General features: G+C 61.8%; 22 protein-coding genes and 1 tRNA gene. 10 read left to right on the top strand and 13 right to left on the bottom strand.

Translation table 11 applies throughout. From position 1 onward, the window contains the following. A partial coding sequence (locus tag ACR0LD_RS10590) for an EF-Tu C-terminal domain-related protein (RefSeq protein WP_480636862.1) occupies positions 1 to 98 on the top strand: 98 nt, incomplete at its 5' end. A gap of 6 nt (positions 99 to 104) precedes the next feature. On the opposite strand, the gene ACR0LD_RS10585 is transcribed toward ACR0LD_RS10590, so the two are convergent. Then, positions 105 to 494, bottom strand: coding sequence for a hypothetical protein (locus tag ACR0LD_RS10585; RefSeq protein ID WP_480636850.1), 390 nt, complete (start codon positions 492 to 494; stop codon positions 105 to 107). Between the two features lie 45 nt (positions 495 to 539). Next, a complete protein-coding gene (locus tag ACR0LD_RS10580; RefSeq protein WP_480636848.1) occupies positions 540 to 1,244 on the bottom strand; it encodes a lysophospholipid acyltransferase family protein in 705 nt (234 codons plus the stop codon). A gap of 144 nt (positions 1,245 to 1,388) precedes the next feature. Between ACR0LD_RS10580 and ACR0LD_RS10575 the strand changes: the two genes are divergently transcribed. The 8 genes from ACR0LD_RS10575 to lptF all read left to right on the top strand — a co-directional run bounded on the left by ACR0LD_RS10575 (position 1,389) and on the right by lptF (position 14,107). Further along, positions 1,389 to 1,464, top strand: a tRNA-Trp gene (locus tag ACR0LD_RS10575). A gap of 204 nt (positions 1,465 to 1,668) precedes the next feature. Beyond that, positions 1,669 to 4,983, top strand: a complete 3,315-nt coding sequence (locus ACR0LD_RS10570; protein ID WP_480636846.1) for an adenylate/guanylate cyclase domain-containing protein — start codon at positions 1,669 to 1,671, stop codon at positions 4,981 to 4,983. A gap of 123 nt (positions 4,984 to 5,106) precedes the next feature. After that, positions 5,107 to 6,666: an FAD-binding oxidoreductase gene (locus ACR0LD_RS10565; protein ID WP_480636844.1), complete on the top strand. Its 1,560-nt coding sequence runs from the start codon at positions 5,107 to 5,109 to the stop codon at positions 6,664 to 6,666. A gap of 44 nt (positions 6,667 to 6,710) precedes the next feature. Beyond that, positions 6,711 to 8,411 carry a hypothetical protein gene (locus ACR0LD_RS10560; RefSeq protein WP_480636843.1) on the top strand — a complete coding sequence of 567 codons (1,701 nt, stop codon included), beginning with the start codon at positions 6,711 to 6,713 and terminating at the stop codon, positions 8,409 to 8,411. Next, positions 8,404 to 10,161, top strand: coding sequence for a ferritin-like domain-containing protein (locus ACR0LD_RS10555; RefSeq protein WP_480636841.1), 1,758 nt, complete (start codon positions 8,404 to 8,406; stop codon positions 10,159 to 10,161). Before ACR0LD_RS10560 ends, ACR0LD_RS10555 begins: the two co-directional genes overlap by 8 nt. Further along, positions 10,158 to 11,465: a radical SAM protein gene (locus ACR0LD_RS10550; RefSeq protein WP_480636839.1), complete on the top strand. Its 1,308-nt coding sequence runs from the start codon at positions 10,158 to 10,160 to the stop codon at positions 11,463 to 11,465. Before ACR0LD_RS10555 ends, ACR0LD_RS10550 begins: the two co-directional genes overlap by 4 nt. A gap of 11 nt (positions 11,466 to 11,476) precedes the next feature. Further along, positions 11,477 to 12,916, top strand: coding sequence for a flavin-dependent monooxygenase QhpG (gene qhpG / locus ACR0LD_RS10545; protein ID WP_480636838.1), 1,440 nt, complete (start codon positions 11,477 to 11,479; stop codon positions 12,914 to 12,916). A gap of 51 nt (positions 12,917 to 12,967) precedes the next feature. Then, a complete protein-coding gene (gene lptF / locus ACR0LD_RS10540) occupies positions 12,968 to 14,107 on the top strand; it encodes an LPS export ABC transporter permease LptF (RefSeq protein WP_170365045.1) in 1,140 nt (379 codons plus the stop codon). A gap of 2 nt (positions 14,108 to 14,109) precedes the next feature. Here lptF and ACR0LD_RS10535 read toward each other — a convergent pair whose 3' ends face one another. Further along, entirely contained in the window at positions 14,110 to 14,946 is an 837-nt protein-coding gene (locus ACR0LD_RS10535) for a LysR family transcriptional regulator (protein ID WP_217360140.1), read from the bottom strand. 104 nt (positions 14,947 to 15,050) lie between these two features. On the opposite strand from ACR0LD_RS10535, the gene ACR0LD_RS10530 reads away from it, so the two are divergent. Beyond that, complete coding sequence (locus ACR0LD_RS10530) at positions 15,051 to 15,641, top strand: HD domain-containing protein (protein ID WP_480636836.1); 591 nt, start codon at positions 15,051 to 15,053, stop codon at positions 15,639 to 15,641. Here the strand turns inward: ACR0LD_RS10530 and speB are convergent. The 10 genes from speB to ACR0LD_RS10480 all read right to left on the bottom strand — a co-directional run bounded on the left by speB (position 15,638) and on the right by ACR0LD_RS10480 (position 26,728). After that, positions 15,638 to 16,480 (bottom strand): agmatinase, encoded by an 843-nt coding sequence (gene speB / locus ACR0LD_RS10525; RefSeq protein ID WP_480636834.1) that lies wholly within the window; start codon positions 16,478 to 16,480, stop codon positions 15,638 to 15,640. The two genes, ACR0LD_RS10530 and speB, sit on opposite strands and share 4 nt — an antisense overlap. Then, a complete protein-coding gene (gene nspC / locus ACR0LD_RS10520; protein ID WP_480636832.1) occupies positions 16,477 to 17,646 on the bottom strand; it encodes a carboxynorspermidine decarboxylase in 1,170 nt (389 codons plus the stop codon). Before nspC ends, speB begins: the two co-directional genes overlap by 4 nt. Before the next feature lie 130 nt (positions 17,647 to 17,776). Beyond that, positions 17,777 to 18,988 carry a saccharopine dehydrogenase family protein gene (locus ACR0LD_RS10515; RefSeq protein WP_170340139.1) on the bottom strand — a complete coding sequence of 404 codons (1,212 nt, stop codon included), beginning with the start codon at positions 18,986 to 18,988 and terminating at the stop codon, positions 17,777 to 17,779. Between the two features lie 23 nt (positions 18,989 to 19,011). Beyond that, positions 19,012 to 20,901 carry a biosynthetic arginine decarboxylase gene (gene speA / locus ACR0LD_RS10510; RefSeq protein ID WP_480636830.1) on the bottom strand — a complete coding sequence of 630 codons (1,890 nt, stop codon included), beginning with the start codon at positions 20,899 to 20,901 and terminating at the stop codon, positions 19,012 to 19,014. 99 nt (positions 20,902 to 21,000) lie between these two features. After that, positions 21,001 to 22,089 (bottom strand): DUF1513 domain-containing protein, encoded by a 1,089-nt coding sequence (locus ACR0LD_RS10505; protein WP_480636828.1) that lies wholly within the window; start codon positions 22,087 to 22,089, stop codon positions 21,001 to 21,003. A 3-nt stretch (positions 22,090 to 22,092) separates the two neighbouring features. Further along, the gene (locus ACR0LD_RS10500) at positions 22,093 to 23,103 is read right to left on the bottom strand and encodes an imelysin family protein (protein ID WP_480636826.1); all 1,011 of its coding nucleotides are present in this window, start codon (positions 23,101 to 23,103) and stop codon (positions 22,093 to 22,095) included. Between the two features lie 3 nt (positions 23,104 to 23,106). Then, on the bottom strand, positions 23,107 to 24,642 hold the full coding sequence (locus tag ACR0LD_RS10495) for a di-heme oxidoreductase family protein (protein WP_480636824.1): 1,536 nt from the start codon (positions 24,640 to 24,642) through the stop codon (positions 23,107 to 23,109). After that, positions 24,614 to 25,099, bottom strand: coding sequence for a bacterioferritin (gene bfr / locus ACR0LD_RS10490; protein WP_149776400.1), 486 nt, complete (start codon positions 25,097 to 25,099; stop codon positions 24,614 to 24,616). Before bfr ends, ACR0LD_RS10495 begins: the two co-directional genes overlap by 29 nt. Beyond that, positions 25,047 to 25,340 (bottom strand): (2Fe-2S)-binding protein, encoded by a 294-nt coding sequence (locus ACR0LD_RS10485; protein ID WP_170599022.1) that lies wholly within the window; start codon positions 25,338 to 25,340, stop codon positions 25,047 to 25,049. The genes bfr and ACR0LD_RS10485 overlap by 53 nt, the downstream gene beginning before the upstream one ends. 116 nt (positions 25,341 to 25,456) lie before the next feature. Beyond that, the gene (locus tag ACR0LD_RS10480; protein ID WP_480636822.1) at positions 25,457 to 26,728 is read right to left on the bottom strand and encodes an imelysin family protein; all 1,272 of its coding nucleotides are present in this window, start codon (positions 26,726 to 26,728) and stop codon (positions 25,457 to 25,459) included. Between the last annotated feature and the right edge of the window lie 237 nt (positions 26,729 to 26,965).

Below are 26,965 nucleotides of genomic sequence, written 5' to 3'. Positions count from 1 at the left end.
TGATCGCCCCGATCGCCATGGAAAACGGTCTGCGCTTCGCCATCCGCGAGGGCGGCCGCACCGTCGGCGCCGGCGTCGTGTCCAAAATCATCGAGTAAGGCGCATCAGCGCATACTGATGGAAAGGGCGTCCCTTGGGGCGCCCTTTTTCTTGTTGGGAAGCAGATCAGGTGGTTCCAAGTCTGCCATTGTTTTCGATTTGATGGTGCCCCCGACCCTCGGCTTGAGAAATCTTAACCTTCCGCCCATCTGCTCCAGAAGCTGAATGTCTACCTGATGTGCAACGCCGAAAGCGACCTGTGCACGCTCGGCAGAATGCCCGAACAGCAGGAGGACGCGATGTTTGGCTTTGAGTTTCTGAATTACGGGGCGCAAATCCTTCACAACAAGGACCTGGAAGACATGCGCGACGCCATTCTCAGCGATGATGATCACGAAGTCGACTGCACCGTCAGCGATTTTTTTCGGGAACGCAGAAGGCTTGGGGGCAAGCAAACCGGTGCCCTTCGCTGTGACTTTGGCGGAAAGCAGGCGGGCTGATCAGAGCTTTGGTTCCCACGGGGCGCGACCGACCATACGATCCGCCTCGGCGGTGATGTCATTCATGTGCTTCTCGAGGCTTTGACGCAGTTGCTCGATCTGCTCTTCCGACGCCTTGCGGGGTACGGACTCAGTCCATTCGCGGCAAAGGAAGACGCCTTCGTTGCGCCAGGGGCGCGGCAGCAGCAGTCGGTCCCAGGTGCCCGCCTCACGGCCATGGCGGGCCGAATAGGTGATGCCAAAAACGCGTTTTCCCGAGCTGCGCGCCCAGACCAGCGGGACGGTCGAGCACACCCGTTCCGGGCCGCGTGGACCGTCGGCAGCTATGCCGATCGAGATCCCCTGTTTCATCTTGCCCAGCACTTCACGCGACAGGGCCACGTGACGCTTGTGGCTGGACATGGCGATGGTGTCCATGCCGAAGAGCTTCTGCACCCGGCCCACCATGCTGCCGGCGCGCGCGGCTGATGTGATCGAGCAAATGCGCCCCTTTTCCAGCGGAAAGAAATAGGGCGACTGGGCCAGCCGCTGGTGCCAAAGCACGACGATGACCGGCTCGCCCTGTTCCGCGAGCTTGTCCAACTCATCATAGCCGATCCGCTGCCATTTGGTGTTGCGATGGACCATCCTGATATAGCTGGCGATGCGGCGCGCGGCCCAGTTCAGGGTTGTCTCGCTGTCAGCAATCTTCTTGCGAAGGCTCAAGGGTTATTTCCTCTCGGTGGGCCGAACCTTGTCTTATAGAACTGCACGACGCACGCAACTTCTTTGTCGATTGCATATGTGCCCGAGAAACTGAAAAAGCCTCTTGAGTCCGTCGCGCCTCTGGCATATCTGATGGCGCACCACAGGGGTATAGCTCAGTTGGTAGAGCGACGGTCTCCAAAACCGTAGGTCGCGGGTTCGAACCCTGCTGCCCCTGCCATTCTCCAAGCAATTCAACAATTCTGCCTCCAAGGTCAACCGTGCTGTGCCAGTTTGGTTCGCCAAACCTCTTGACGTGCGGGTAAAGAACGAAAAGGCTGTTCAGTCAGTTGGATAATGAACAGGCCACGGTTTGCGACGCGCGATCTGCGCAGGGTGGACCGAGCCAAAACAAACCGGCGTTGGACAGGCCGTTGGGGGAGAAATGACGGATATCGCCGCTTTTCTGGAGAAGTTGGGGCTGTCCAAATACGCCCCCGCCTTCGCTGCGGCAGAAGTGGCCTTGTCCGACCTCGTTCATCTGTCCGAGCATGATCTGATCGATCTCGGGCTACCGCTGGGTCCGCGACGTCGCCTGCTTGCCGCAACCGCGCGTTTTGCCCAGGACACGGCCGGTGACGCCGTGCACACCCGCCGACAGGGGAAAATCGTGGCCGAGCGCCGGCAATTGACGGTCATGTTCGTCGACCTCGTCGGCTCAACGGCAATGTCCGAGCGCCTGGATCCGGAAGACCTGGGCGAGCTGGTGCGGCGATTCAAAGAGACTTGCACAACCGCCGTTTCGAAATTCGGTGGTCACATCGCCTGTTTCATGGGGGATGGTGCGATGATCTATTTCGGCTATCCGCACGCGCAGGAGGATGCGGCCTCGCGCGCGATCGAGGCCGGGTTGCAGATTTTGGACGAACTGCCCGCGATCGACCGAAAGGAAGAGCTGCAGGCGCGGATCGGAATCGCCACGGGACTTGTGGTGGTCGGCACCATCTATGGGGACGGGTTGCGGGAAAACGACGTGGTCATGGGGCGGACGCCGAATCTGGCCGCCCGCCTGCAGGGGCTGGCCGAACCAAATTCGCTGATCATCAGCCCCTCGACGCGCCGCCTGATCGGGGGCGCTTTTCGACTGAAGGATGCCGGAAGGCATGTTCTGAAGGGGTTTGCGGACGAGATTCAGGCCTGGACCGTGGAGGGTGCCGCACGGATCGAACGGCGGTTCGAGATCAATCCCGAAGCGGGTTCCGGCCGCCTGATCGGGCGCGGCTCCGAGTTTCGCAAGCTGTGTGACAAGTGGAACGAAGCCAGTCACGGGGCGGGTCAATCCGTTCTGATCTCGGGTGAGGCGGGGATCGGTAAGTCCCGGCTGATCGAAGGGTTGGCGCACGAGTTGCAGGGTCAGGACATTCTGCGTCTGAATTTTCAATGCTCGCCGCTGCACTCAAGCAGTGCTCTGTATCCGATCGTGCAGCAACTGGAACGTTCAGCCGGGTTCGCGCCGGCGGATACGGACGCCCAAAAGCTGGACAAGCTTCTGCCGCTGCTGCGGTACCTGACGTCCGAACAGCAGCGCCTGATTGCGGATTTGTTGAGCATCGATGCCGATGATGCACTAGGACCCTTGGACTTGCCGCCGCAGGTCAAGCTTGAAAAGACGCTGGAAGCTGTCACGCAGCAATTGGTGTCGATGGCGCGAAGCAAACCCGTTCTGTTGCTGTTCGAAGATGCGCATTGGGTGGACCCGACCACGCTTTCGCTGACGGATAGGGTGATCGAGCGGATTCGTGACCTGCCGGTTCTGATCGTAGTTACGGCCCGGCAGGGATTCGACCCTAGCTGGGGGCACCACCACAACACGTTGCACATCCCCCTGACCCGATTGTCGAATGCCGAGGTGGCGGAAATCGTCACTGATGTTGCGGGGGGCAAATCTTTGCCGGGACCGGTCTGCGACCTGATTGCCGCCAAGACCGACGGGATCCCGCTCTTTGTACAGGAGGTGACGCGCGGCCTTCTGGAATCCGGCCAGTTGCGGCTGACCGAGGATGGCTATGTCCTGCGCGGTCCGCTGCCGTCGCTGTCGGTGCCTAGCACGCTCAAGGATTCGCTGATGGAGCGTCTCGACCGCCTGGGTATGGCAAAGGACGTGGCGCAGACCGGTGCGGTGTTCGGGCGACGCTTTTCGGTGGCTCTGGTTGCGGCGGTCTCAATGCTGCCGGCAGCCTCGATGCAGGCCAGCCTGGAACAATTGGCCATGGCGGGCATCATCCAGCGGCCACCGGACGGGGCCGAGGACGAATACCTGTTTCGCCATGCTCTGATCCGGGACATGGCCTATGACAGCCTTCTGCGGTCCGAGCGGCAGGTCTTGCACGACCAGGCCGCAGGTGTATTGCTGGACCAGCAACCCTATCTTGCACAGACCCAGCCCGAAGTTCTGGCCCAGCACTATACGCTGGCAAACCGACCCGAAGAGGCCGTTACCCATTGGCAAAACGCCGGTCAGAGAGCGATCGAGCGGTCGGCTCTGTCCGAAGCACTGACCCATTTGTCCAAAGCGCTTGGTCTTGTGTCAGAGCTGCCGAAAAGCCACGACCGCGACTTGCGCGAGATTGATCTGCAAGTGCTTCGGGCGGGTGTACTGCGCTCGACTGACGGGATTGCGGGCGAAGCGACAGGCGAAGCTTATGGCCGGCTGCGCGAGCTGTGCCGTCGGGCCCGCGAGACGGAACGCCTGTTCCCGGTTCTCAATGGGCTTTATGCGTTTCACCTTGTGCGGGCCGAGTACCGCCTGGCCGGTGAGGTGGCGGACCAGATCCTGGACCTGGCCGAAGTCAGCGGCCGGACCGAGCACCGGATGGTAGGGCACCGCGCCATGGGGGCCGTGCAACTGCACATCGGCAATCTGACCGATGCCAGAGCGCACCTTGAGCAGGCCTGGACCCTTTACGATTTCAAAACACACGGGAAGCTGGCCTATGTCTATGGCACTGACCATGCGGCCATCACAGCCGGTTTTCTGGGGGTCTGTTACAGCCTGATGGGTGAGCCTGCCCGTGCGCAGAAGGTTCAGGCGCAGGCTCTGGACTGGGCCAATGAGTTGCAACACGCGCACAGCGTGGCCCAGGTCCTGACCTATACGTGCATGGTCCATCTGTTGCACCGCGATATCGATGCCCTGATCGCGACCGTCGCACCGCTGGAGGAGATTTCTCGCGAGCACAGGTTGGCCTTCATGTCGATCACGGCCCGCATGTGGCTCAGTTGGGCGCGGGCGCACCGGACCCCGGACGCCGAGCACATCGCGGCCCTACGGCAGGCGTCGGATGACTGGTGGTCCAGTGGCGCCGGAAACTACAAAAGCTTCTTTCTGTCGCTGATCGCGGAACTTCTGGTGCGTGCCGGGGGGCTCAAGGCCGCCAAGCAGGCGCTGACGCAGGCCGAACTTTGGCGCAAAGACACCGACGAAGGCTGGGCCGATGCCGAGGTTTTCAGGGTCCGCTCGTTGCTTGACGATCATGAGCGGAAAGATCCCGAACCGATGCTCAAACAGGCGGTGTCCGAGGCGCGCAAATGCGGGGCCAGCCTGTTCGAATTGCGCGCGGCCGTTGAGCTGACGCGCTGCGTATCCAAAACCGGGGGGCGGCCGGGGCCATTGCTGTCCGATGCCCTGGATCGTTTCGACCCAAAGGCCGACATCCCTGAATTGCTCGAAGCCCGGGCATTGCTTGAAACGATCTCTTGACCGGCACGGAAGCTTTCTGCCAGCTTGGGACGGGCAGAAATGGGTTGATGGAAAGACCGTAATACGTGCGCGCAGTGTTTTTTCCCTGCGCGTTCTGAATGTTATGCCAAGGGAGCGTCCATCATGCGCAAGATAAGCAAGACCATTCTGGCCAAGGATCGGGTCGCCTCCAGCCGAACGGACCTGTCGCTGCAGCGCTATCATCCGATTACGCCCGAGCAGATACGGGAGTTTGAAAAAGGCCTCGTTGGATCGGTCGTTTTGCCGACGGATCCGAACTACAACACGGATCGTCAGCTTTGGAACCCGGCCTTTCAGGACTACCCGGAAATCATTGTCTATTGCGAAACCATTCAGGACGTGCGGGCCAGTCTGGCCTTCGCGCGGGCCCATGATCTGTGGGTGGTCAGCCGATCGGGCCGGCACAGTACGGCCGGGTACTCGGTCAACAATGCGATGGTGCTGGATACCAGCAGGATGTGTTACGTGACGGTCGATCCAGATACCCCGATGGCCTATGTCGGCCCCGGTACCCCGTTCAAGGTCCTGAACTCGGTGCTGGATTCCTATCATCTGCACGTGCCGGGTGGCGCGTGTCAGGATGTCTGCGTGGCCGGATTCATGATGGGCGGAGGATACGGGTTCACGTCGCGCCTGTTCGGAATGGCCTGCGATAATGTCCTGGGCGTGACGGTGATGCTGTGGGATGGCAGTATCGTAATCGCGGATGACACGACCAACGCCGATCTTTTCTGGGCGATCCGGGGAGGCACCGGCAACAACTTAGGGGTGCTTCTGGAAATCCGGTTCAAGCTGCACAACCTGTACGAAGTTTGGGGCGTTCATATCAAATGGCCGCTGGACAGGGCTGCCAAGGCTTTGGAGTTTCTGCAGGCCAACTACATGAAGGACGGTCTCTCGGACAAATTTGGGGCCTACATCTTTCTGGCTTATCAAGGAGACCAGAAGGTTCTCTTGGTCTCGGCCCTATATCACGGGCCCGAAGACGAAGGGCGCCGGGTCATTCAGCCGCTGTTGGACGAACCCATTGGCGGCCACATGGAAAACAGCAAGACAGGGACCTACCAGCAGATCAATTCCTGGCTGTATGACGAGAAATACGACATCCCGGTGGTCCCGGATCAAGCCCGCGAAGACAAGCAGGGCGGGTACATCGCCCGCCAACTGTCGCAAGATGAATGGCAAAGGGTCGTCGATTATCTGGACAGCACGCCAAACGACTACGGGGCCGTGGCGATCGAGCCGTATGGCGGGGCGATCAACCGAATGCCGGTTGGCAAACAGGGAAACGCCTTCATTCACCGCGACGTGTCGATGAATTTCTACGTTGACGTGTTCTGGTTGTCCGAGGATGAGAAAGACGTCGTGGTCCCATGGCTGGATGGGTTCATGCAGATGATGACGGACGAGGGCTTCTTCATCGATCGCTGTTATCAGAATTATCCGCGGCGCACTCAGTTGAACTATCGTTGGCTCTATTGGGGCAACAACTTCAACTCACTTCTGTTCGTGAAGCGGAAATTCGACCCACAGAACTTCTTTCACTACCAGCAGAGTATTTCTCCGGTTCCGGACGACGCTCCGCCGAACATCATTCGGGACAAGTCGACTCCGTTCTTCTCGGACCCGACGATTACCTATCAAAGCTATTCGTACCCCTGAAAACGGGTTGCGGACCGGCATGGCCAAACTGGAGAGCGCCCGGCATGGACACGATACAGGAAATCTTCTTTCTGCCGCCGATGGCCGTTGCCAGGCTTGGCCCGGGCGAGACCCCGCTGGAAAGCTACGAATGGCAGCAGGATCTGGACGCGCATGGCAACAACAAGACGGTCATACGCTCGAACGTGACTTTGCGGGAAAACGAGGATGGGAGTGTCTCGGCCTACCTGCCGGACCCGCGGAAGATTCGATTTCGGGATGAAGGCACCGGCGCCCTGCGCCCGGTCGCGCCGTTCTTTGAGCTGTGGGCGCGAATGTTCGATGCTGAAACCGGCGAGGCCTATGAAACTCCTGTGACTCTGAACCTTCTTGAAGGGCAGGGGCTGTCGCTGAAGAACATCCGCTACACGGTCGCTGTAGGTAATCAGAAAGCCGCCCGCCGCACCGGAGATGCAGCCTGCGGGTTTCGTACACGGGTCGAGATCGCGGCCGAGGATTTTACTCCCAAACCCTTGCTGGCCTTCAGTCCGCACACGTCGGAACAGCAACCGCTGGTCTATGAACACAACCCGATCCCGCTGGGCTCGGTGCGGGTTGTCCGCCCGGTCCAAGGGACGGACGAGCCGGTGCCCGGCGAGATGGTGGACCGCAGTCTTCTACGTTTGCGGTTCACTCCGCCCAAGGGCGAGGTATACGGCCCGCCCGACGCCGCCTTCGGTCCCGCAACCCTTGCTGTTCCGGGATACAAGAATGACCCGCCCAAATCGGAATATGGCCGGATTCATGAGATCGTGCCGGCCCAGAACCGCATCCTGAACCCGGACACGCCGTGGTCGAAGTGGATCATGATGTCGGGGTTGTCTGACGATCCCGAACCGCATGACAGTTATGATGGTGCACGGGTCGGCAACGATCAGTCCTGGGGGGTGGTTGACGACACGTGTGATGGAACGATCGAGGCCACGCTGGCTGTTCGCGGTCAGCGTTTGGTCGCCCGGGCGCGCATCTTCACCGGACCGCCGGATTTCGCACCGGATTGCCGGCCTTTCTACAGCCTCGAAGACGATCTGGCGGATCGCGACATGTCGTTGATCTCGGTCACCGCCGAGAACTACCTTGAGGCAAAAACCGAAGTGGTCGACATCTTCCGAAGGGCGTTCGAGACCAACAGCCTGATCAATCTGGATGACATCCGGGCACAGGGCCTCAAGGACAATGCCTCTCTTCAGGCGCAGACCAATATCGCACCTACACCGGGCCTGCCGTCCACCGATGCTGCATCGATGACGGAAAAGGACGCGGTGCCGCCCGACAAGATCGACGAGTTGATCCGCCCACAGCCGATTTCGGTCTTTTCGAACTCGGTCCCGAATGAACAGCTGCCCTATACGGTCGCCACCAAGTTTGTGCACGAGCAGTTGATCGATGAGGAAAACCTTTTGGATTTTCTGCGCCGCAGGCCTGATTTCGTTCGGCGATTGATGCGCCCGCCCTTTGGCGTTCTGGCCGAGTTCGAAGAGGACCCGAACCCTGACCAGACACCCGATCCCGCCTTCCGCGACCCGCGGATCGTGCGCGACATGATGCACGACGCCCGCATGCCGCCCTACATGCGGGATTCAAACTATTTTCCGCTCTCGTTGTCACGGCGGCAGTACCATCTGGTGATGTCTTTCATCGATTACCTCGAGGCGCACCCGCCCGCGCCCGAAACCGAACCGGTAGGAGAGCCTCGGGATGTCTGACAAACCAGCGCCGATCCGCATCAAACCCCGCAACCTGACGGCCCGTGCGGCCTACAAGGTGCCCGGAAACCCTGACAACACCCGGCTGGACGGGTCGGTCGGAAATTGTTTCCCGGGGCTGGAAATGGACGTACGCGACCTTGATCGCCGGTTCTTTCCGGGATTGGTTTTCAATGCCGTACGTGTCCCGCTGAACCCGGTTCCGGAAGCACCCGAAAACGCGCAAGGGTTTCATCTGGTCTATGTCGACTATTTCTATGACCCGATGTTGCCCGATGACAGTTCGACACCTTGGGTGCAGGATTTGCTGGACGCCTATCGTGGCGAAATCGGCGCCGAGCTGTCCAGCGGCCGGTGGTTTCTGGCCTGGGTCGAACAAGGCGGTCGACGTATCTCGTTCCGCGACGACAAGGGCAAACCCTACGACGGCATGCTGGTCTGGCGGTTCATCCGCAGCCTTGAATGCGGCGACGACCATCCGGTGACCATCGCACTGGAGCGGCGCAATCACGACGGTGTCGTCGACGCACCGCCGGTCGTCCTGCATGGATACCGCCGGCAGTACCGCACCGAAGCCGGCGTGTTCGATACGGCCTACGACCCCGGAGAGCTGACCCAAAGCCTGTGCAATCCCTGGTCGCATGACTTTCGGGATTGCGGCTGCCACTACTGGCCATCAAACCACCCGGATGTGGTCACTGCCGAAGTACCGCATGACACCCGCCTGCCGACTGGTGCGCCCGACGATCCGGTTGTGGCCGAAACCTATCTGGATTGGCTGCGTTCGGACAAATCGCCCTCGGGCAATGTGGCGGCGTTGAATACCGTCGAACAGAACCGCCCGTTTCAGATCGACCATTACGAGGTCAACCAGATGTGGAGCGACCTGCCGATCGTCATCGAGGGACGCGAGACCGGCGAAGTCTACGAGGCCGACACGGACCTGCCCGGTGTCGAACCGTATGAAAGCGTTGCTGCGATGGTCAAAGACCTGCAGACCCGTCTGGCGCCGATGGAGATGACGCTCAGCCTGCAGTACCTCTATGCCTATTTCTCGCTGGCCAATCCCGAAACCGTCGATTCCGAGCGCTGGCCAACGCTGAAGGATGATCTGATCTTTGCTCGGCGCGCCCTGCTTGAAGTTGCGATCGGCGAGATGACCCACATGCGCTGGGCAAACCAGTTGCTGTGGTCGTTGCAGGGCAAGGATTACGAACCGGTGCTGACGCCCGCGCTTGCCCTGCCCATCGGACCCAAGCGGATCATCCCACGGTCGTTGCGCCCTTTGACGCCTGAGGCCATCGACGACTTCATCGAGATCGAACGCCCCGACGGGTTCATCGACCGTGCTTATGCCCAGTGCGTGGCGACACTGGAACACAAGGCGTTTACCGATCGGCGTCTGTATGCTTTGGCCGTGCGGATCGACACCGACGGCGACGAGCATTTTCTGCGGTTCCGCCAGATGAAGGACGTTCTGGCCAAATACCAAACGGGCCGCGGCACACCTGCCTATCTGCGCCCGATCCAAGTGGGCTCGGAAACGCAGGCGAAAGAGGCACTGGATCTGTTCCGCCGCATCACCGATGGGCTCGAACAGGCCTATCAAAACGAGGCTCAGAACCGATTTACCGAAGCGCAGAAGTATATCCAGCAGGTGCGCGACACGATGAAAAGCTTCCGGGTCGCCGGTGAAGCCTTGGCGGAAAAGGGTATCGGTATCCCGTTCTGGCCCGAGGTCGAGACATGACCGACCCATCTGCCGAGGTGCATTTTTTCGAAACGACATTGGGCGAGCACATGCTGGCCGTAGATGGCTCGCGCGTGTTCGATGTGCCCGAAGGAACGGCGGATCACTTCGCCCGTATGGCCGCCGAAAGTCAGCGAGAGTTTCTGACGCAGATGGGTCTTGATGGTGTGCCGTTCATTGACGACGCGCCGCCGCGCCGCATACCGGTCAGGTCTTTGTCGCTGGCGGTCGCACAGAAATGCAACTTGGCATGCACCTATTGCTATGCCTCGCAGGGCAGCTTTGGTGGTCCTGCCCGCAGTATGGAATGGGAGGTCGCGAAAGCCTCGGTCGATCGGCTGATCATGGACGCGGAACCCGGCACCCGGATCAATCTGGCCTTTCTTGGAGGCGAGCCGTTGATCAATCGCGACCTGATCCGAAAAACGACGGTTTATGCTGCTGAACACGCGCAACGCAACAAAGTGGATGTGGGATTTTCGATCACGACGAATGGCACGTTGCTGCGCCCGGAAGACGCTGAGTTTTTCGAAGACCACGCCTTTGCCGTCACCATCAGTCTGGATGGCGTTGGCAAGGCACATGACCGGTTGCGCCCCAACCAGGGTGGGCGCGGCAGCTACGACACCATTCTGCGCAAGGTGCTGCCGTTGCTGGACAAACAGCACCGCATGCAGGTGGGCGCTCGAGTCACTGTGACACCGCGCAACATCGAGCTGCCTGAGACCCTGAGCCATTTCATAGGCTTGGGTTTCCACTCGGTCGGGTTCTCACCCATGCTGGCTTCGCCAACCGGGCGCGAAGAAATGAGCAGCAAGGACATGGCCGAAATGCTTTCGCAGATGATCCGCTGCGGACGCGTTTTCGAAGACGCAGTGCTGCGGGGCCGCCGCTTTCCCTTCTCGAACATGGCCGCCGCAATGCACGAGATCCACCGTGGCACGCACCGGCCCTACGCTTGCGGAGCCGGTGGCGGATATTTCGGGGTTTCGGCGGATGGCGATCTGTTCGCCTGCCACCGCTTCGTCGAGGATGACTTGGCCGCGATGGGCAACGTCCATGACGGCCCGGATGCGCGGCGAGAAGCCTGGCTGGCCGAGCGCCACGTGCACAACCAATCGCCGTGCAACATCTGTTGGGCACGGTACATGTGCGGTGGCGGTTGCCATCACGAGGTCATTCATCGTGGCCGCCCGGCGTGTGATTATATCCGCGGTTGGCTGGATTATTGCCTGCAGGCCTATGTCCGGCTGTCGGCTGCCCGCCCGGATTTCTTCGGCGACGCTGCCCGCCGTTCGGCCTGAGGGCGCAGCGGATGGCGGCCGAGATTGAAGCCGAGATATGCGTGATCGGCGGTGGTCCGGCCGGAGCCGTGACGGCGATGCGGCTGGCACAGCTGGGGCGACGAGTCTGTCTGCTGGAACGCGCCATCTTCCCACGCCAACACATCGGAGAGTCACTGCCTGCCTCCATCTGGCCCATTCTGCGGTTTCTGGGTGTGGGCGATGCTATGAAAGCTGCGGGATTCCTGCAATCGTCGGGTTCCGTCCTTATGTGGGGCGGGGCGTTTGAAAGGCGGGGTGAGCCAGTTGACGATCCGGGCCTTCTGGTGGATCGCAGCCGGTTCGATGCCATCCTGCTGGACGCTGCACGCCAGTCGGGTGTTCGTGTGTTGCAACCCGCACGCGCCTATCGACCACGGCGCACTGGCGCCGGTTGGGAGGTTCCGATCCTGACTGCGCAGGGAAAAGGCCGGCTGCGCCCCGACCTTTTGGTGGATGCGGCAGGCAAGCATGCGGGACTGGGTCGGAGGTTCCGCCCGGCCTCAGCGCCATTGACGGCGCTCTATGCCTATTGGCAAGCCCCACCGGGTTTTGGCACGCAGGCCCGCGTGGAGGCTGGTGATGCCCATTGGTATTGGGGCGCAGCACAGCCGGACGGTACGGTCAACGCTTGCGTTTTTGTCGACCCGTCGGATTGCACTGGTTTGTTGCCGGCAGCCCGGCGTGATCTGTATCTGAACCTTCTGGCACGATCGACTCTATTGGCCGGTTGTCTGGAGCAGGCGCGGATGGGCCCGGTGCGCCGGTGCGATGCCAGCAGCCAATGTGAATTGACCCCGCCCGCCAATGATTTGCTGCGTGTGGGCGAAGCGAGTTTCTCGGTCGATGCGCTGTCATCGCAAGGGGTGCATCTGGCTATGGCGCAGGCCATGCAGGCCGCAGTGGTTGCAAACACGATTCTGACCCGGCCCGGCGACACCAACATTGCGCTGGGATTCTATTCGGAACGACAGCGCGAACGCGTCGAAACTCACGCCGAATTGGCGGCGGCATTCTATGCACGTCACCACGAGGTCACCTCTGGGCCGTTCTGGAGCCAGCGCGCACAGCCGCTGGACTGGCTTCGCCGCCCGCCTGCGGACCTGCAGAATGCCGAGCTGTCCACCGGCGAGGTGCTTCGCCGGTCGCCGGAGGCGAAGCTGGTACAGGGCGGTGTGCAAGGCGACGCATATGTTCTGCAGTCTGAGATTCTGACCCACCCCAATTTGCCGCGCCCGGTCCACTCGCTGGCAGGGGCCGAACTGGCGCCGTTGATATCCGATCTGCGCGACCCACTCTCTTTGCCCGATATACTGCAGCGATGGTCGAGCCGCATCGGACCCACCTCGGCGGCACAGGTCCTGCGGTGGCTGTGGCACACCAAAATCCTTGTGCCGGCCGGTGAGTTGGGGCGCAATCGCGGTTCCCCTTGACTGGCGAATGGCCTAATGTCCCGCCAGGATAAAACAGCCGAAAGAGGTCACATGTCGCGCTTTGATGGGTATTTCCTGCGGCAGCTATTGGTTCTTTTCGGCTTTTTCACGCTTGTTCTGGTGGGCGTGTTCTGGATCACCCGCTCGGTCAGCCTGTTCGAACACGTCATCAGTGGCGGCCAGTCGGCTATGGTTTTTCTGGAGTTCACGGCGCTGACCCTGCCAACACTTGTCCGAACGGTCATGCCGATGGCGGTCTTTGCCGCCGCAGTCTATGCCACCAACCGGCTGAGCCGGGAAAGCGAACTGACCGTGATGCTGGCCACCGGGTCCAGCCCATGGCGGCTGGGCCGGGCGGTGTTGCTGTTTGGTCTGGTGGCGGGGCTGATGATGGCGATCGTCAGCGTCATTCTGCGGCCCGCATCCGTAGAACAGCTGGAATTGCGCCAGGCCGAGGTGGCAGGTGACATCACCGCGCAGTTGCTCAACGAGGGGGAGTTCATGCACCCGGCTCGGGGCGTGACCGTCTATATCGGTCGGATTGATCTGGATGGCACATTGCACGAGGTGTTCGTGTCCGACCGTCGCGATCAGGAAAACCCCGCCACATACTCCAGCACGTCCGCCTATCTGGTGAACAACGGATCCGGCGTTCATCTGGTGATGGTGGATGGGGTTGCACTGCGGCTGAACAAGGAAGGCAAGACGCTGTCGTCGACCCTTTTCGACGATGCATCATACGACATTTCGGAGCTGTCCCGAAACACCGACAATGGACGCCGCAGTCTTGAGGCGATTCCGACGATCGAGTTGTTGGGCGATCTTGACGCCGTCGCTGCGGCGGATGGCTACCCGTTGGGGGAATTGGTGGAAGAGCTGCACCAGCGGTTTTCCTGGATCGCGATCTGCATCACCGTGGCGCTGGTGGGGTATTCGACTCTGATGCTGGGCAGTTTTTCCCGGTTCGGCCTTTGGCCTCAGATATTCGCGGCATTCACGATTCTTGTCTTGTTGGAAGGCGTGCGTGGGTTCGTATCTCCGGTGGTGATCAAGGATGCGAAGCTATGGCCGCTGCTCTATGGTCCAGCCGTTGTCGGGTTCGCAATATCGGCCGTATTCCTGGCTTTCGCCGGAAGACCGATCATCCGCCGGCGGGTGAGAACTGCCGCACCCGCGCCATCCCCGGCCTGAGGTCAGTCCCGCAGCTCTGACAGGCACTGGTGTAATTCACCCAACAGTTTTTGGTGGTCGTCCTCTGCGCGCGAGACCAAGTGGACCGGTAGAATTAGCGGTGCGGCTTCCTCGACCATGCGCAGCGCGCCATTCTCAAGGTGCGGGGCTACAACGCTGTGCGGGAAAAAACCGCGCCCGCCGCGTTGCAGGATATAGCGCAGTGCCATCATGCAATTGCCCAGAAACACGGTTTGCCCAGCAGACAGCCGGGCAAGACCGCGTACATGCTCCTGATAGCCTTCACCAAGTTCGAGATTGATGAAAACAGGATCGGTACCGGACTCAGCCAGATGGGGCGTCTCGACAAGGATCAAGTGCTCGGGCGGCAATTCCTGGCACGAAATCCCGGACCGCGATGGCCTCTCATGTGTCAAAGCCACGTCCAGAACGTGCGAAGCAACGGCCTCGGCCATGTTCAGCGTGTGGTCATAGTTGAGCGTCAACAGAAGTTTGCCAAACCTCTGCTCGAACCGGACGGCCAGATCGACCAGAAGCGGGTCCCAGATGCTGAGCTGAGCGCCCAAGCGAAGGGCCACACGACCCTGACTTTGGGCCGGCAGGTCCTGCGAGGCGAAGGACCAAAGCGACAGCATCTGTTCGGCATAGGGTTTGAACTGTGCCCCGAAGTCGGTGAGGCTGGTACCGCCGGCACCACGTGAAAACAGCGTTTTGCCCGTGGCGGCCTCAAGCTGGCGAATCCGTGCACTGACAGCCGTCTGTGTCACATTCATCCGCCGTGCCGCAGCATGAAAACCACCGGTTTCCGCCACGCACAAAAACGTTTCGAGCTCACGCATCTGCATGTGGCACTATTTTTTGATCGCTGTGATAAAATCAATTCATTTTTTCTATTGGTTGGTCGCGACTAGTCTGGCTGTGACCCGCAGACAAAGGACCCGCCATGCTGGACAAAAGCCACAAACCCACCTGGACCAGTTTCGAAGAGGCCACCAAGGCCGATTGGGACGCCGTCATGGAATATGAAGAGGCGTACAACGCGGCTTTGCCCGACCGGATTCTGGACGCGATCCGGTCCTTGGACGAGGAATGGACACCCTATCCGGTCAACCGGTATCAGCACAGCCTGCAGGCCGCGACGCGGGCCTACGAGGATGGCGCGGATGAGGAACTGGTCGTGGCTGCTCTGATCCATGACACCGGGGACATCCTGTCACCCTACAACCACGGCGAGCTGTCAGCGGCGATGATGAAGCCCTATGTCAGCGAACGCACCCATTGGATTTTGAAACATCACTGTGTGTTCCAGGGCTATTACTACAATCACCATCTGGGCGGAGACCGCAATGCGCGCGACAAGTATCGCGACAGCCCTTACTGGGAGGACTGCCGCTATTTCTGCCACGAATACGATCAGAAGGCGTTCGACCCGGACTATCCGACCAGGCCACTGGAGTTCTTCGAGCCCATGCTGCGCCGCGTGTTGAACAAGGGCGAGGGGCACATGGAACTCGACGAAACCGCCGAGGACTAGCAGGACGCCATCAGGCGATAAACGATCTGTGCCGTGGTGAAATCCCACGCCGCGTTGCCGTCCGGGGCCAGTTCGACCACGTCGAAGCCCACGCAGCGGCGGCCTCTCAAGGCGTGTTCGACCAGATGCAGCGCCTGATAGTATCCCAGCCCGCCCGGAACCGGCGTGCCGGTTGCGGGCATCAATGACGGGTCCAGCCCGTCGACGTCAAAGCTGACATAGACCAGTTCGGGAAAGTCCTCGGGCAGGTCGACGGCATGAATGTTGCCGGTGACCAGCTCTTCGGCATCCACATGGAAGACACGGTTCCTCAGACGGCTTTTGGCTTCTTCGGTCGAGAAGGCGCGTACGCCGAATTGCGCCAGACGGACGCCTTCCTCGGCCAGCAGATGCATGACCGAGGCGTGGCTGTGTTTCTCGCCCTGATAGGCGTTGCGCAGGTCGGCATGGGCGTCGATTTGCACGATGCCGAGGGGCTGACCCAATGCGCGGGCCACGCCCATCACCGCGCCATAGCTCAGCGAGTGTTCACCGCCCAGCGTGACCGGCACCTTGCCGGCGTGGATCGCAGCCTCGGTGCGCTGGGCCAGACGCTCCATGACGTCCGGCAGCGGGCCGGTGCAATCCAGCGAAGGTTCGGTGAAGATGCCATCAACACAGGGTTCGGAATGGCCAGTGATGCGTTCGAGTTCATTGCTGGCTGCGATGATCGCGGCGGGACCGCCTGCCGTGCCCGAACCGTAGGAGACCGTGCGCTCCAGCGGTACCGGGATTACACGGAACCGGGCATCTTCGCTGCGTTCGGCCTCGGTCAGTTCGCTGTCGAGAAAAATGCTCATGAAAGCCTCTCTTTGAAGTCGTCGTAGCCGAATTCCCTGATGATTTTCAGTTCATCGGTTTCGCTGTTCCACAATGCGATGGTGGGCAGGGGCACGCCGTTGAACGTGTTGGTCTTGACCATCGAGTAATGCGCCTGATCGAGGAAGGCAAAACGCTGCCCGATCCGCAGCGGCTCGGCCCAGGTGTAGTCGCCGATTACATCCCCCGCCAGGCACGAGGGGCCGCCCAGGCGATAGGTGTGGCCGGTTTCGGCCTCGTCCATCAGGGCCGGGCGATAGGGGGCCTCGATCACGTCGGGCATGTGGCAGGTGGCCGAGATGTCGGTGATTGCCAGATCCATGCCGTTGTGCGGCAGGTCGAGGATTTCGCCCACCAGGATGCCCGCATCCAGCGCCACCGCCTCGCCGGGTTCCAGATAGACCTCGACGCCGTATTTGGCGCGGATGTGCTTTATGAAGTCCACCAGCCCGTCGCGGTCATAGTCGCTGCGGGTGATGTGGTGGCCGCCGCCGAAATTCAGCCATTTCAGGCCGTTCAGGAAGGGGGCGAGGTGCGGTTCAACCGCCGCCCAGGTGCGCGCCAGCGGCTCGAACCCCTGTTCGCAGAGCGTGTGCATGTGCAGGCCATCCACGCCCTCCAGCGCCTTGGCGTCTAGTTGGCTGACCGGGGTGCCGAGGCGCGAGCACGGGGCGCAGGGGTCGTATTTCGCGACCTCGCCTTCGGAATGCTCGGGGTTGATCCGTAGCCCGACTTGCCGCCCCTCAGCTTGTGCCTTGGCACGAAAACGGTCTTTCTGCGCGGGGCTGTTGAAGATGATGTGATCTGAGAGCGCAAGGATTTCGTCGATGTCGGTTTCCTTGTAGCCCGCGCAGAAGGTCGCGACCTCGCCGCCATATTCCTCGCGGCCCAGCCGGGCCTCGTAGATGCCGCTGGCGCAGGTGCCGCCGATATACTGGCGCACCAGCGGGGCCAGAGCGAACATGGAGAAGGCCTTGAGCGCGGACAGAATATGTGCGCCGGACCGCTCGCCGATATCGGCCAGAACCGCAAGGTTTCGCTCCACTGCCTTTTCGTCGACGACGAAGCAAGGCGTAGGAACGCGATTGAGGTCGAAGGTGCGGAAGGCACCGGCGTCTCCGGCCTGTGTCTGCATCAGTTGGGTCATGTCCGGCGTCTCCGATTGGTGGATAAGCCGGGGGTGCGACTTGTCGCCATTGTCGCTCGGACCAATGGCGACCCCCCGGGATATTTTGGGCCAGATGAAGCAGGGCGGTCGCGCGGACCGCCCCGAGGGTTCAGAACTCGACCGGGCCGTCGAGTTCGTGGACCTGCCAAGGCAGGCCATGCTTGTTCAGCATGTCCATGAAATCATCCGGGTCGAGCTGCTCCATGTTCCAAACGCCCGGCTCGCGCCAGTTGCCCTTCAGCACTTGCGCCGCGCCGATCATGGCGGGGACGCCGGTGGTGTAGCTGACGGCCTGGCTGCCGACCTCGCGGTAGCATTCCTCGTGGTCGCAGATGTTGTAGATGTAGTAGGTCTTTTCGCCCGAGCCGTCCTTGGCCTGGCCGGTGGCGATGTCGCCGATGCAGGCCTTGCCCTTGGTTTCGGCGCCCAGATCGCCGGGATCGGGCAGCAGGGTCTTCAGGAACTGGATCGGAATGATCTCGACCCCGTTGTGCACCACCGGGTCGATCCGGGTCATGCCGACATTCTGCAGCACCTTGGCATGGGTGATGTAGGCATCGCCGAAGGTCATCCAGAAACGGGCGCGCTCGATCTCGGGGAAGTGGGTCGAGAGTGACTCCAGTTCCTCGTGATACATGAGGTACATGTTCTTCGGCCCGATGCCGGGGAAGTCGAACTCGACCTTGTGGGTCATGGCCGGCGTCACTTTCCACTCGCCGCCTTCCCAGTGGCGGGCGTCGGCCAGTACTTCGCGCAGGTTGATCTCGGGGTTGAAGTTGGTGGCGAATTCCTGATCGTTCTGGCCGCCATTGGCGTCCAGAACGTCGATCTGGCGGATCGAGTCCAGCTTGTGTTTCTTGAGCCACTTGGCAAAGACGCTGGTCACGCCGGGATCGAAGCCCGAGCCGAGGATCGCGGTCAGGCCGGCCTGCTTGAACTTGTCCTGATAGGCCCACTGCCAGTGGTATTCGAACTTGGCCTCGTCCTCGGGCTCATAGTTGGCGGTGTCGAGATAGTGGCACCCGGCCTCGAGGCAGGCATCCATCAGCACAAGGTCCTGATAGGGCAAGGCCAGGTTCACCAGAAGCTCGGCCCCGGTGTCCTTGATCAGCTTGACGGTGTCGGCGACCTTGTAGGCGTCAAGCTCGGCAGTTTTGATGTCGACGCCGGTGCGTTCCTTGACCGATTTGGCGATGGCATCGCATTTCGCCTTGGTGCGGCTGGCCAGCGTGATCTCGGTGAAGATGTCGGAATTCATCGCCATCTTGTGCACGGCGGCGTGGCTGACGCCACCCGCGCCAACAACCAGTGTCTTGCCCATGGGAAATTCTCCTTTCGCCGGGGTTATTCGTAGTAGGTATAGCCGTTGATGCTGTCGCGATAGGCAGTCATCAGAGTTTTGCGTTCATTCGCCTTGAGCGTGCCTGTCGAGATCGCCTCGTCGACCATCTTGCGGAAGGCAGCGATGCAGTCGCTTGGGTCGAACTCGACATAGGACAGGACTTCGCTGATCGTGTCACCCTCCTGTTCATGCAGCAGGTCGAACCCGCCATCGGCGCGCAGGTCGATGGTGACCACGTTGGTGTCGCCGAACAGGTTGTGCAGGTCGCCTAGGGTTTCCTGATAGGCGCCGACGAAGAACACGCCCATGTAATAGTCGCGATCTTCGGGCAGGGAATGCACCGGCAGGCTGGGCGAGACACCGTCGGCCAGAATGAACCGGTCGATCTTGCCGTCGCTGTCGCAGGTGATGTCGGACAGTACCGCGCGGCGGTCGGGGGCCTGGTCCAGCATCTGCAGCGGCACGATCGGGTGCAGCTGGTCGATCGCCCACACGTCGGGCAGCGACTGGAACAGCGAGAAGTTGCAGTGGTAGATGTCGGCCAGCTTTTCCAACTGGTCGTCCACATCGGTTTCGACCTCGTCCGAGGCCGCCAGCGCCTTGATCCGCGCCATCAGCGACAGGTAGATGCGCTCGGCCCGGGCCATCTGACGCAGGTCCACGTAACCGCGGCGGAACAGGGCGCGCAACTCGTTGCGGTAGAAGGTGGCGTCGTTCCAGCATTCCTGCAGCCGGTCGTGGCTGAGGTACCCGTTCACCGCCGCCAGATCGGACACCATGTGGTGGTCGTTGGGTTCCACCTCGGGGCCATTTGGCGCATCATAGAGCGTGCTTTCCAGCACGTTGAACACCAGCATCGACGAGGTCGCCACCACCGCGCGGCCACTCTCGGTCACCAGCGTGGGGTGGTCCACTTCGGCCTCGTCCATGGCATAGGCCACGGTTTCCACCACATTGGCGCAGTATTCCTCGACCGTGTAGTTGATCGAGTTCTCGGTCGCCTTCTTCTCGCCCGTGTAATCGACGCCCATGCCGCCGCCCAGATCCAGGTGCGTCAGCGGCACGCCCTCGCGGGTCAGTTCGGTGTAATAACGGCAGGCCTCGCCCACGGCGCGGCGCACGTCGTTCACGTCGGGCACCTGGCTGCCCAGATGCGAATGCTGCAGCTTCAGGCAATGCAGCAGGCCGGCATCGCGCAGCTTGTCGACGACCGCGACCAGCTGATCGGTGTTCATGCCGAAGGTCGACCGATCCCCCGAGCTTTCCTGCCATTTGCCGCTGATCTGGTTGGTCAGTTTCACCCGCACGCCCAGCAGTGGTTCGATGCCCAGCCGTTCGTAGACCTCGATGACCGTGTCGGCCTCTTTCGGGCTTTCCAGAACGATGACCGTGTTGAACCCGATCTTGCGGCTGAGGATGGCCAGTTCGATGAATTCCGCGTCCTTGACGCCGTTGCACACGATCAGCGCCTCGGGGGCAAGACGGTGCGCCAGAGCGATCACCAGTTCGGGTTTTGAACCGGCCTCGAGCCCGTAATTGTATTGCTTGCCGAATTCGACGATCCGGTCGACGACCTGCGCCTGCTGGTTCACCTTGATCGGGAAAACGCCGCGATAGGACCCCTTGTAGCCGGTGCGCGAAATCGCATCGCGGAAGCTTTCGTTGATATGCGCGATCTCGCGTTCCAGATACGAGCTGATGCGCAGGATCATCGGCGCCTTGATTCCGCGCTGATCAAGGTCGTGCAGAATGCCGGGCAGGCTGATTGCCGCCGCATCGGGTGCCATGGGATTGCGCAGACCGATCTCGCCGTCCTCCGTCACCTCGATGAGACCCTTGCCCCATTTTTCAACCCCGTAGATGGAATGCGGTGCGACGGGTGTCTGTTTCAATCCAGTCAGTCCTTGCGTTGCAGGCGTGAAAATTTCGCCCGCCAATACGGCAGCCGTTCGATTCTTCCAAGTGTATTCTGTATCGGAGGTTAGCCCAATTCAGAACGCAGGGCGAATGGGTATCAGATGGTTGTCCCATCGGATCCCCGGATGGGGCGATATCGCCGGGTTTGGCCTGGTCAGATGCCCCACATCGCCATGCCCCGTGGTAAAGACAAAGCCGGATGGCCCGGGGCCCAACCCGCACACGTCGCTGAGCGAATAGGCGCGGTCAAAACGAGCTGCCTCGGCATCAAAGACGTGCAGCGCGTTGCCGCGTGGGCAGGTGATGGCGATCTGCCGCCCCTCGGCGGAAAAGGCGACACTGCCTGCATAGCCGGCCAGCGTCGCCTGAATGTCATCCGTCGCGGACAGAAGGTGGTAACGGCCACCCCGCCGATGCAGCCCCAGCAGGGCCGGCTTGTGGGACAGGTTGCCCTGCCACTGCATCGCAAAGGCCAGCAGGCCATCCAAGCGAACGGCCAGGTGCCGGATCGAGTTTTTGTGCAGCGCCGCGGGCAGCTCGACCTGTTCCAGAACCGATCCGTCGAGGCTGACATAGGTCAGGTTCGGGCGCATGGTCGGCAGGTTCAGCTTGGTGCGTCCTGTGTCCGGATGGGTTTCGATGCCGCCGTTGGCGATGGCCAGCGATTTGCCGTCGGGCATCAACACCACGTCATGGGGGCCGACCCCCGCCGAAGAAAACTCGCCCAGCCGGGCATAGCTGTTGGCCGCGTCCCAGACGCCGATGACCCCGGTGCCGGCCTCATAGTCGTTTTCGGTGGTGAACAACCGGCGGCCGTCGGGCGAAAACGCGCCGTGGCCATAAAAATGACGCCCGTCCGGCGCGTCGAGCCGGGCCAGCTGGTCCCCGGTCGCGCAATCGATCACCAGCGCAAACCGCCCCGGACGGCGCGCGAATGCAACGGCCCGCGCCAGATGAGGATGGGCGGCGGCGGCATGCCCGCGGCCGGGCAGGGGGACCGAGAACCGAAACTCTCCTGAACCGGTCAGCCCGACCAGGCGGTACGACCCATCGTCGAACAGCGCAGCCGACAGGAAATCGGGCGAACCGACCTCAGCCCAGCCCGGCAGGGGGGCAAGAGTGGCCGCTGCCAAACCGGCCAGGAACCCTCGGCGGTTGGTCATCGGTCAGTCTCCGTCCAATGAATTGAACCCGGCGCTTATGCCCAGGGTCGGACCCAACTGCGCGGCGGCCAAGCTGCGGATGTCGTTGATCGACTGCTGCAGCGCCTCGATCCGCAGCCGCCCCTGGGGCTCGGCCACGCCGGCCAGTGCGGGATCGTCCAGCGCCTGCGCCCGGGCGATGCTGCGGGCAAAGGCGTCGTCCAGCGCGGCGGCAATCTGTGGGTGATCGGCCGCCAGCCGCGCCGCCAGGTCGCGCAGCGCTGTCAGCGACAATTCCACATGCCGCAGCGACCGCAGCGACCGGCGGGCCTCGGCCCGGTTGGGGCGGGGGCGGTCGAAACTGCCCATCGGGCGGCCCAGGCGCGTATCGGCCGTAAACTCGAGCCCGGTGGTCAGGGCCTTGTAGAGCTCCTGCAGGGCTTCGTCGGAGGACCGATAGGGGCTGTCCGGCCCGGGTTGGGTCATGATGCGGGCATGGCCGTACCAGTCCCGGTCGATGGCCCGGGCGGTGCGATGGATGTCGGCGGCGATGGCGCGGATCAACCCGCAGCGATAGGCCGCATCGCCCTGATCGGCAAAGGCGGGGTCGTACAGCATCCTCTCGAGCGCGAGGAAACCGCGCCCGGCGATCGAGGTTTCTGCAAAGGCATCGGGGTCGGCAATGGCCGGGTCTTCGGCCGCGATCATCGCCGACAGCGCCTTGGGCGTGAACCCTTTGCTGTCGGGCCAAAAGGCCAGGGCAAAGGCACGGTCTCCGACCTCGGTCGGGCCGAACCGCAGGTGGCTGGCGGATATCCAGGCGTCGAAGGCGGCGTGATAGGCCGCGCGCAGATCGGCGGACCCCGGCGCGCAGTCGGCTCGTGCGGTAGCATCCAGCGCAGCCGTCGCTTCGACAAGGTGATCGAAACGCGGCAGGATATGGGCTTGGGTCACGTCGGTCAGGATCGCATCGCGGCTTTGTGCCACCGCGCAGAGCGGCATCAATGCGGAAAGGATCACGGCAATCAGGCGCATCGGTCAAAGGCTTTCAAGAAATTCGATCAGGGCGTCCCGATCCGGTTTTGGCATGGAAACGACTGCATCGCGCGCGGCCTGGGCCTCGCCGCCGTGCCACAGGACCGCTTCGAGAAGCGAGCGCGCCCGGCCATCATGCAGGAACTGGGTATGCCCCGAGACCCGTTCGGTCAGGCCGATGCCCCACAGTGGCGCGGTACGCCATTCGCGGCCCGTGGCGCGGGCCTCGGGGCGGTTGTCGGCCAGTCCCTCGCCCATGTCGTGCAGCAGCAGGTCCGTGTAGGGCCAGATCAGCTGGAAACTGTGCTCGGGCCGGTCGGGCAGACGGTGGGTGACGAAAGCAGGCGTGTGACAGGACGCGCAGCCAATGGTGTGGAAAACCTCTTTCCCGCGCAGAACTTGCGGGTCATCCACATCGCGGCGGGCGGGAACGCCCAGGTTGCGGCTGTAGAAGGCCACCAGATCCATGCCCTGCTGGTCGATCTCGAAGCCGCGTTCGTCGCCGTCACCATGCGGGGCGGTCTGGCAATCGGCCTGGGCCGGGGTGCAGTCGCCAAATGGCGCGGGGTAGAGCGGGCTGGAAATGCCGATATCGCCGGCGAAGGCCGCGGCCGACTGCTCCATGATCGTCGGCATGCCCGCCTTCAGCCCGAACCGGCCCAGCATGGGTTCGCCGAATTCCGTCGACCACACGATGTTGGGCCGCCCCGAGATCCCGTCCCCATCGGCGTCGTCGGGGTCGGCCTTGGCCAGGATGTCCTCGGCCGGGATCGCCTCGAGCAGGCCCAGACCGATCATCTGCGGCGCCACGCGTGGGCTGAGCATCGCGTCCGGGTGCAACGGCCCATAGCCCAGATCGGCCGCTCTGTAGGTGGGCTTGCGCAGCGACACGGCTTCGCCGTCGGACAGTTCCACCGGGATTTCCTCGTAGGTGATGTCCAGCCGGTATTCGGCCTGGTGGCCGGGCAGGGCGAAATCCTGCATCTGGCCGCCATAGGTGGGTTCGGGCAGGGTGGCGAGATACCCCGCGATCTCTTCCGGCGCGTCCGCGGGCGTTCCGGGGATGGAAACGCGCAGGAACATCGAAATGGCGTTGTCTTCGGGTCCGGCCGGGGTGTGGCCACGCCCGTCCTTGATGTGACAGCGTTGGCACGACCGGGCGTTGAACAGCGGCCCTAGCCCATCCGAGGCCAGAGTCGAGGACGGAGACGACACCCAGACCTTCTTGAACAGCCCGTTGCCGACCTTGAAATCCAGCTCCTGCTCAAAGCTCAGGTTGGCCGAGGGTTGCGAGAACGCATCCGCATCGGTCCGGGCGCGCACCGTCGCGGCGCCTGCCGGCAGGTCCTCATAGCGCTGGGGCTGCGTGAAATCCGACGGCGCTGCGGTGACTGTGGCGATCCGTGCCCGTTCAGCGTCGGTTCGGGGGAGGGGGTTCAAATGACTGTCCCGCAGATCCTGAGACAGGGAGGGGGTGGCCGCAAAAACGGCCACCACGAAGAGGCCCGTCTTATTCGGCCTCGTCCATTTTCGATGCATTGAGTTGCGCATAATTTGCTTCGCCGAGTCTTTCGTACAGATCGAGCTGGGTTTCGAGGAAATCGATATGGCCTTCTTCATCGGCCATCAGTTGTTCGAACAGCGCCATCGACACGAAGTCGCCGGCCTGTTGGCAGTATTCGCGCGCTTCCTTGTACAGGGCCCGGGCGTCGATCTCGGCCGCCAGGTCGCATTCCAGGGTTTCCTTGGGCGTCTGGCCGATGCGCAGCGGGTCGAGCTTTTGCAGGTTGGGGTGGCCGCCGAGGAAGATGATCCGCTCGATCAGCTTGTCCGCGTGCTGCATCTCTTCGATGCTTTCTTCGCGGCTTTTCTTGGCCATGTGGCCCAGGCCCCAGTCCTCCTGCAGGCGGTAATGCAGCCAGTACTGGCTGACTGCGGTCAATTCATGCCGCAGGGATTTGTTTAAGTATTCGATGACTTTGGGGTCGCCCTTCATCTGCACTCTCCTGTGTATCATCCACGCGCAGGGCGCGGAGTTGCATGGGTACTTCGAGGTTATCGGTTGCGCGCATCGTGTCCAGAAACAGCGGCATACACCCGCCACAATCCGCCGATTTTCCCAAAGCATGGTAAATCTTGCCCGGCGTGATGATGGTTTGAGGATCTGCCGCGCGCATCCAGTCGATTGCCGCGCGGATGTCGTGATCCGTGATGTTGGTGCAGTGGCAGACGATCATGGCGACTCGGCCTTTCGTAATTCCTAGTCAAATAGTAGGGTATTTGCTTCGGGTCCAGACACAGCTTGTCGCAGGGTCGGGCGCAAGCGGTCGCTGCGCCCGGCTGCTTTGGTTCATCAGTGGAAAACGGCGTCGGGGTTGTCGAGGCTGTCGGACCCTTCGAATGCGACATTGCCCAAGCCCAGCACGGACACGATACGTTCGATCGTCTTGGTCTGATCGATCAGACCTTCGACACCGCCCATGATCAGCGTTTCGCCACCGACGTTCCCGCGCTCGAGCATCTGATCGTAGGCTAATCCGGCCTCGGCTGCGGTTTTGATCTGGCCTAGCGCGTACATTGTGTTGGCCAGCTTTGTCTTCATCTCGGTGTCCAAAGCCGGGTCCGAGGCCGCAACCAAATCCGACAGGGACGGACCCGAAACCGGAGTGCCGTCAATCCGGACATACCGACCCAGATAGACGTTCTGAATCCCCAACCCGTCATAGTAGTGGCTGTTGTGCGTGTTGTCCGAGAAACAGTCATGCTCTTCTTCCGGGTCGTTCAGCATCAGTCCAAGGCGCATGCGCTCACCGGCCTGTTCGCCATAGGACAGGGATCCGATGCCCGTCAGAATTGCACTGATGCCCGAGTCGGCGTCGTCGGTCAGGGCCGCCCGCGCGGCACCGTCGTCCTGCCATTGCGCGGCCATCCACTCCAGATCCGAGACCAGCAGGTCGGTCGCCGCCACCAGATACTGGGCCCGGCGATCGCAGTTGCCGCCGGTGCAGGACTCGTCCTGCGCATAGTCGGTCCACGGACGGTTGCCGGTGCCCTCGCCGTGACCGTTCAGATCCTGGCCCCACAGCAGGAACTCGATGGCGTGATAACCCGTTGCCACATTGGCCTCGATCCCGTCGGCCTCGTGCAGGGTCTCAGACAGCAGCTCGGGCGTGATCTCGGTGGCGTCGACCGGCTGGCCAGACAGCTCAAAGCTAGGCGAGGCAATCACGTTCAGAACCGCAAGCTCGTTTTCGTCCGTCGCGCCGCCATAGGCCGCATCCACATAGTCGATCAGACCCTCGTCCAGAGGCCACGCGTTCACCTTGCCTTCCCATTCGTCGACGATGGGATTGCCGAAGCGATAGACCTCGGTCTGTTGATACGGAACGCGCGCGGCAACCCAGGCCTGGCGTGCGGCGGTCAGGTTTTCAGCAGAAGGCTGGTCAACCAGCGCGGCAACGGCGGCCTGCAAGTTGCGGGCAGCACGCAGGCTGTCGTCATATTTTGCTTCGGCAATGTCAGCATAGGTGTCCAGAATGTCGACCTTGGCGGGGGCGTCGCCGGCGGCTGCAGCCGTTGCCATCAGCAAGGCTGCCAGGCTGGTCGTCGAAAATACGCGGGTCATCAAGTTCAGGCCTTCCTGTCGAAATGAATGGGCAAGAGCACCCAGTGCGGGTGCAGAGATGAATATTTACTGAGTGAAATTGTAAGTTATGTCAACCCGAGTCTTTAAGTCGGGAATTAATTTTGAAACACGCCGCTGTTTTGGCCAAATACGGTTTGGCTGGATGGGTTCTCTGGATCTGTCTAGCCATTTCCGGCGGGGTCAGACGGCGTTGCGCGCCGTTGCCTGCGGATGGCG

The organism is Ruegeria sp. BF8 (assembly GCF_056538625.1).
Note: the sequence above shows the minus strand (reverse complement) of the source record. Positions and strands in the feature narration are given on the sequence as shown.

What these genes read in the sequence shown, in the direction of transcription:
- ACR0LD_RS10570 (WP_480636846.1), top strand. Translation starts at nt 1,669, where the DNA reads ATGACGGATATCGCCGCTTTTCTGGAGAAGTTGGGGCTGTCCAAATAC.
- ACR0LD_RS10565 (WP_480636844.1), top strand. Translation starts at nt 5,107, where the DNA reads ATGCGCAAGATAAGCAAGACCATTCTGGCCAAGGATCGGGTCGCCTCC.
- ACR0LD_RS10560 (WP_480636843.1), top strand. Translation starts at nt 6,711, where the DNA reads ATGGACACGATACAGGAAATCTTCTTTCTGCCGCCGATGGCCGTTGCC.
- ACR0LD_RS10555 (WP_480636841.1), top strand. Translation starts at nt 8,404, where the DNA reads ATGTCTGACAAACCAGCGCCGATCCGCATCAAACCCCGCAACCTGACG.
- ACR0LD_RS10550 (WP_480636839.1), top strand. Translation starts at nt 10,158, where the DNA reads ATGACCGACCCATCTGCCGAGGTGCATTTTTTCGAAACGACATTGGGC.
- qhpG (WP_480636838.1), top strand. Translation starts at nt 11,477, where the DNA reads ATGGCGGCCGAGATTGAAGCCGAGATATGCGTGATCGGCGGTGGTCCG.
- lptF (WP_170365045.1), top strand. Translation starts at nt 12,968, where the DNA reads ATGTCGCGCTTTGATGGGTATTTCCTGCGGCAGCTATTGGTTCTTTTC.
- ACR0LD_RS10535 (WP_217360140.1), bottom strand. Translation starts at nt 14,946, where the DNA reads ATGCGTGAGCTCGAAACGTTTTTGTGCGTGGCGGAAACCGGTGGTTTT.
- ACR0LD_RS10530 (WP_480636836.1), top strand. Translation starts at nt 15,051, where the DNA reads ATGCTGGACAAAAGCCACAAACCCACCTGGACCAGTTTCGAAGAGGCC.
- speB (WP_480636834.1), bottom strand. Translation starts at nt 16,480, where the DNA reads ATGAGCATTTTTCTCGACAGCGAACTGACCGAGGCCGAACGCAGCGAA.
- nspC (WP_480636832.1), bottom strand. Translation starts at nt 17,646, where the DNA reads ATGACCCAACTGATGCAGACACAGGCCGGAGACGCCGGTGCCTTCCGC.
- ACR0LD_RS10515 (WP_170340139.1), bottom strand. Translation starts at nt 18,988, where the DNA reads ATGGGCAAGACACTGGTTGTTGGCGCGGGTGGCGTCAGCCACGCCGCC.
- ACR0LD_RS10505 (WP_480636828.1), bottom strand. Translation starts at nt 22,089, where the DNA reads ATGACCAACCGCCGAGGGTTCCTGGCCGGTTTGGCAGCGGCCACTCTT.
- ACR0LD_RS10500 (WP_480636826.1), bottom strand. Translation starts at nt 23,103, where the DNA reads ATGCGCCTGATTGCCGTGATCCTTTCCGCATTGATGCCGCTCTGCGCG.
- ACR0LD_RS10495 (WP_480636824.1), bottom strand. Translation starts at nt 24,642, where the DNA reads ATGCATCGAAAATGGACGAGGCCGAATAAGACGGGCCTCTTCGTGGTG.
- bfr (WP_149776400.1), bottom strand. Translation starts at nt 25,099, where the DNA reads ATGAAGGGCGACCCCAAAGTCATCGAATACTTAAACAAATCCCTGCGG.
- ACR0LD_RS10485 (WP_170599022.1), bottom strand. Translation starts at nt 25,340, where the DNA reads ATGATCGTCTGCCACTGCACCAACATCACGGATCACGACATCCGCGCG.
- ACR0LD_RS10480 (WP_480636822.1), bottom strand. Translation starts at nt 26,728, where the DNA reads ATGACCCGCGTATTTTCGACGACCAGCCTGGCAGCCTTGCTGATGGCA.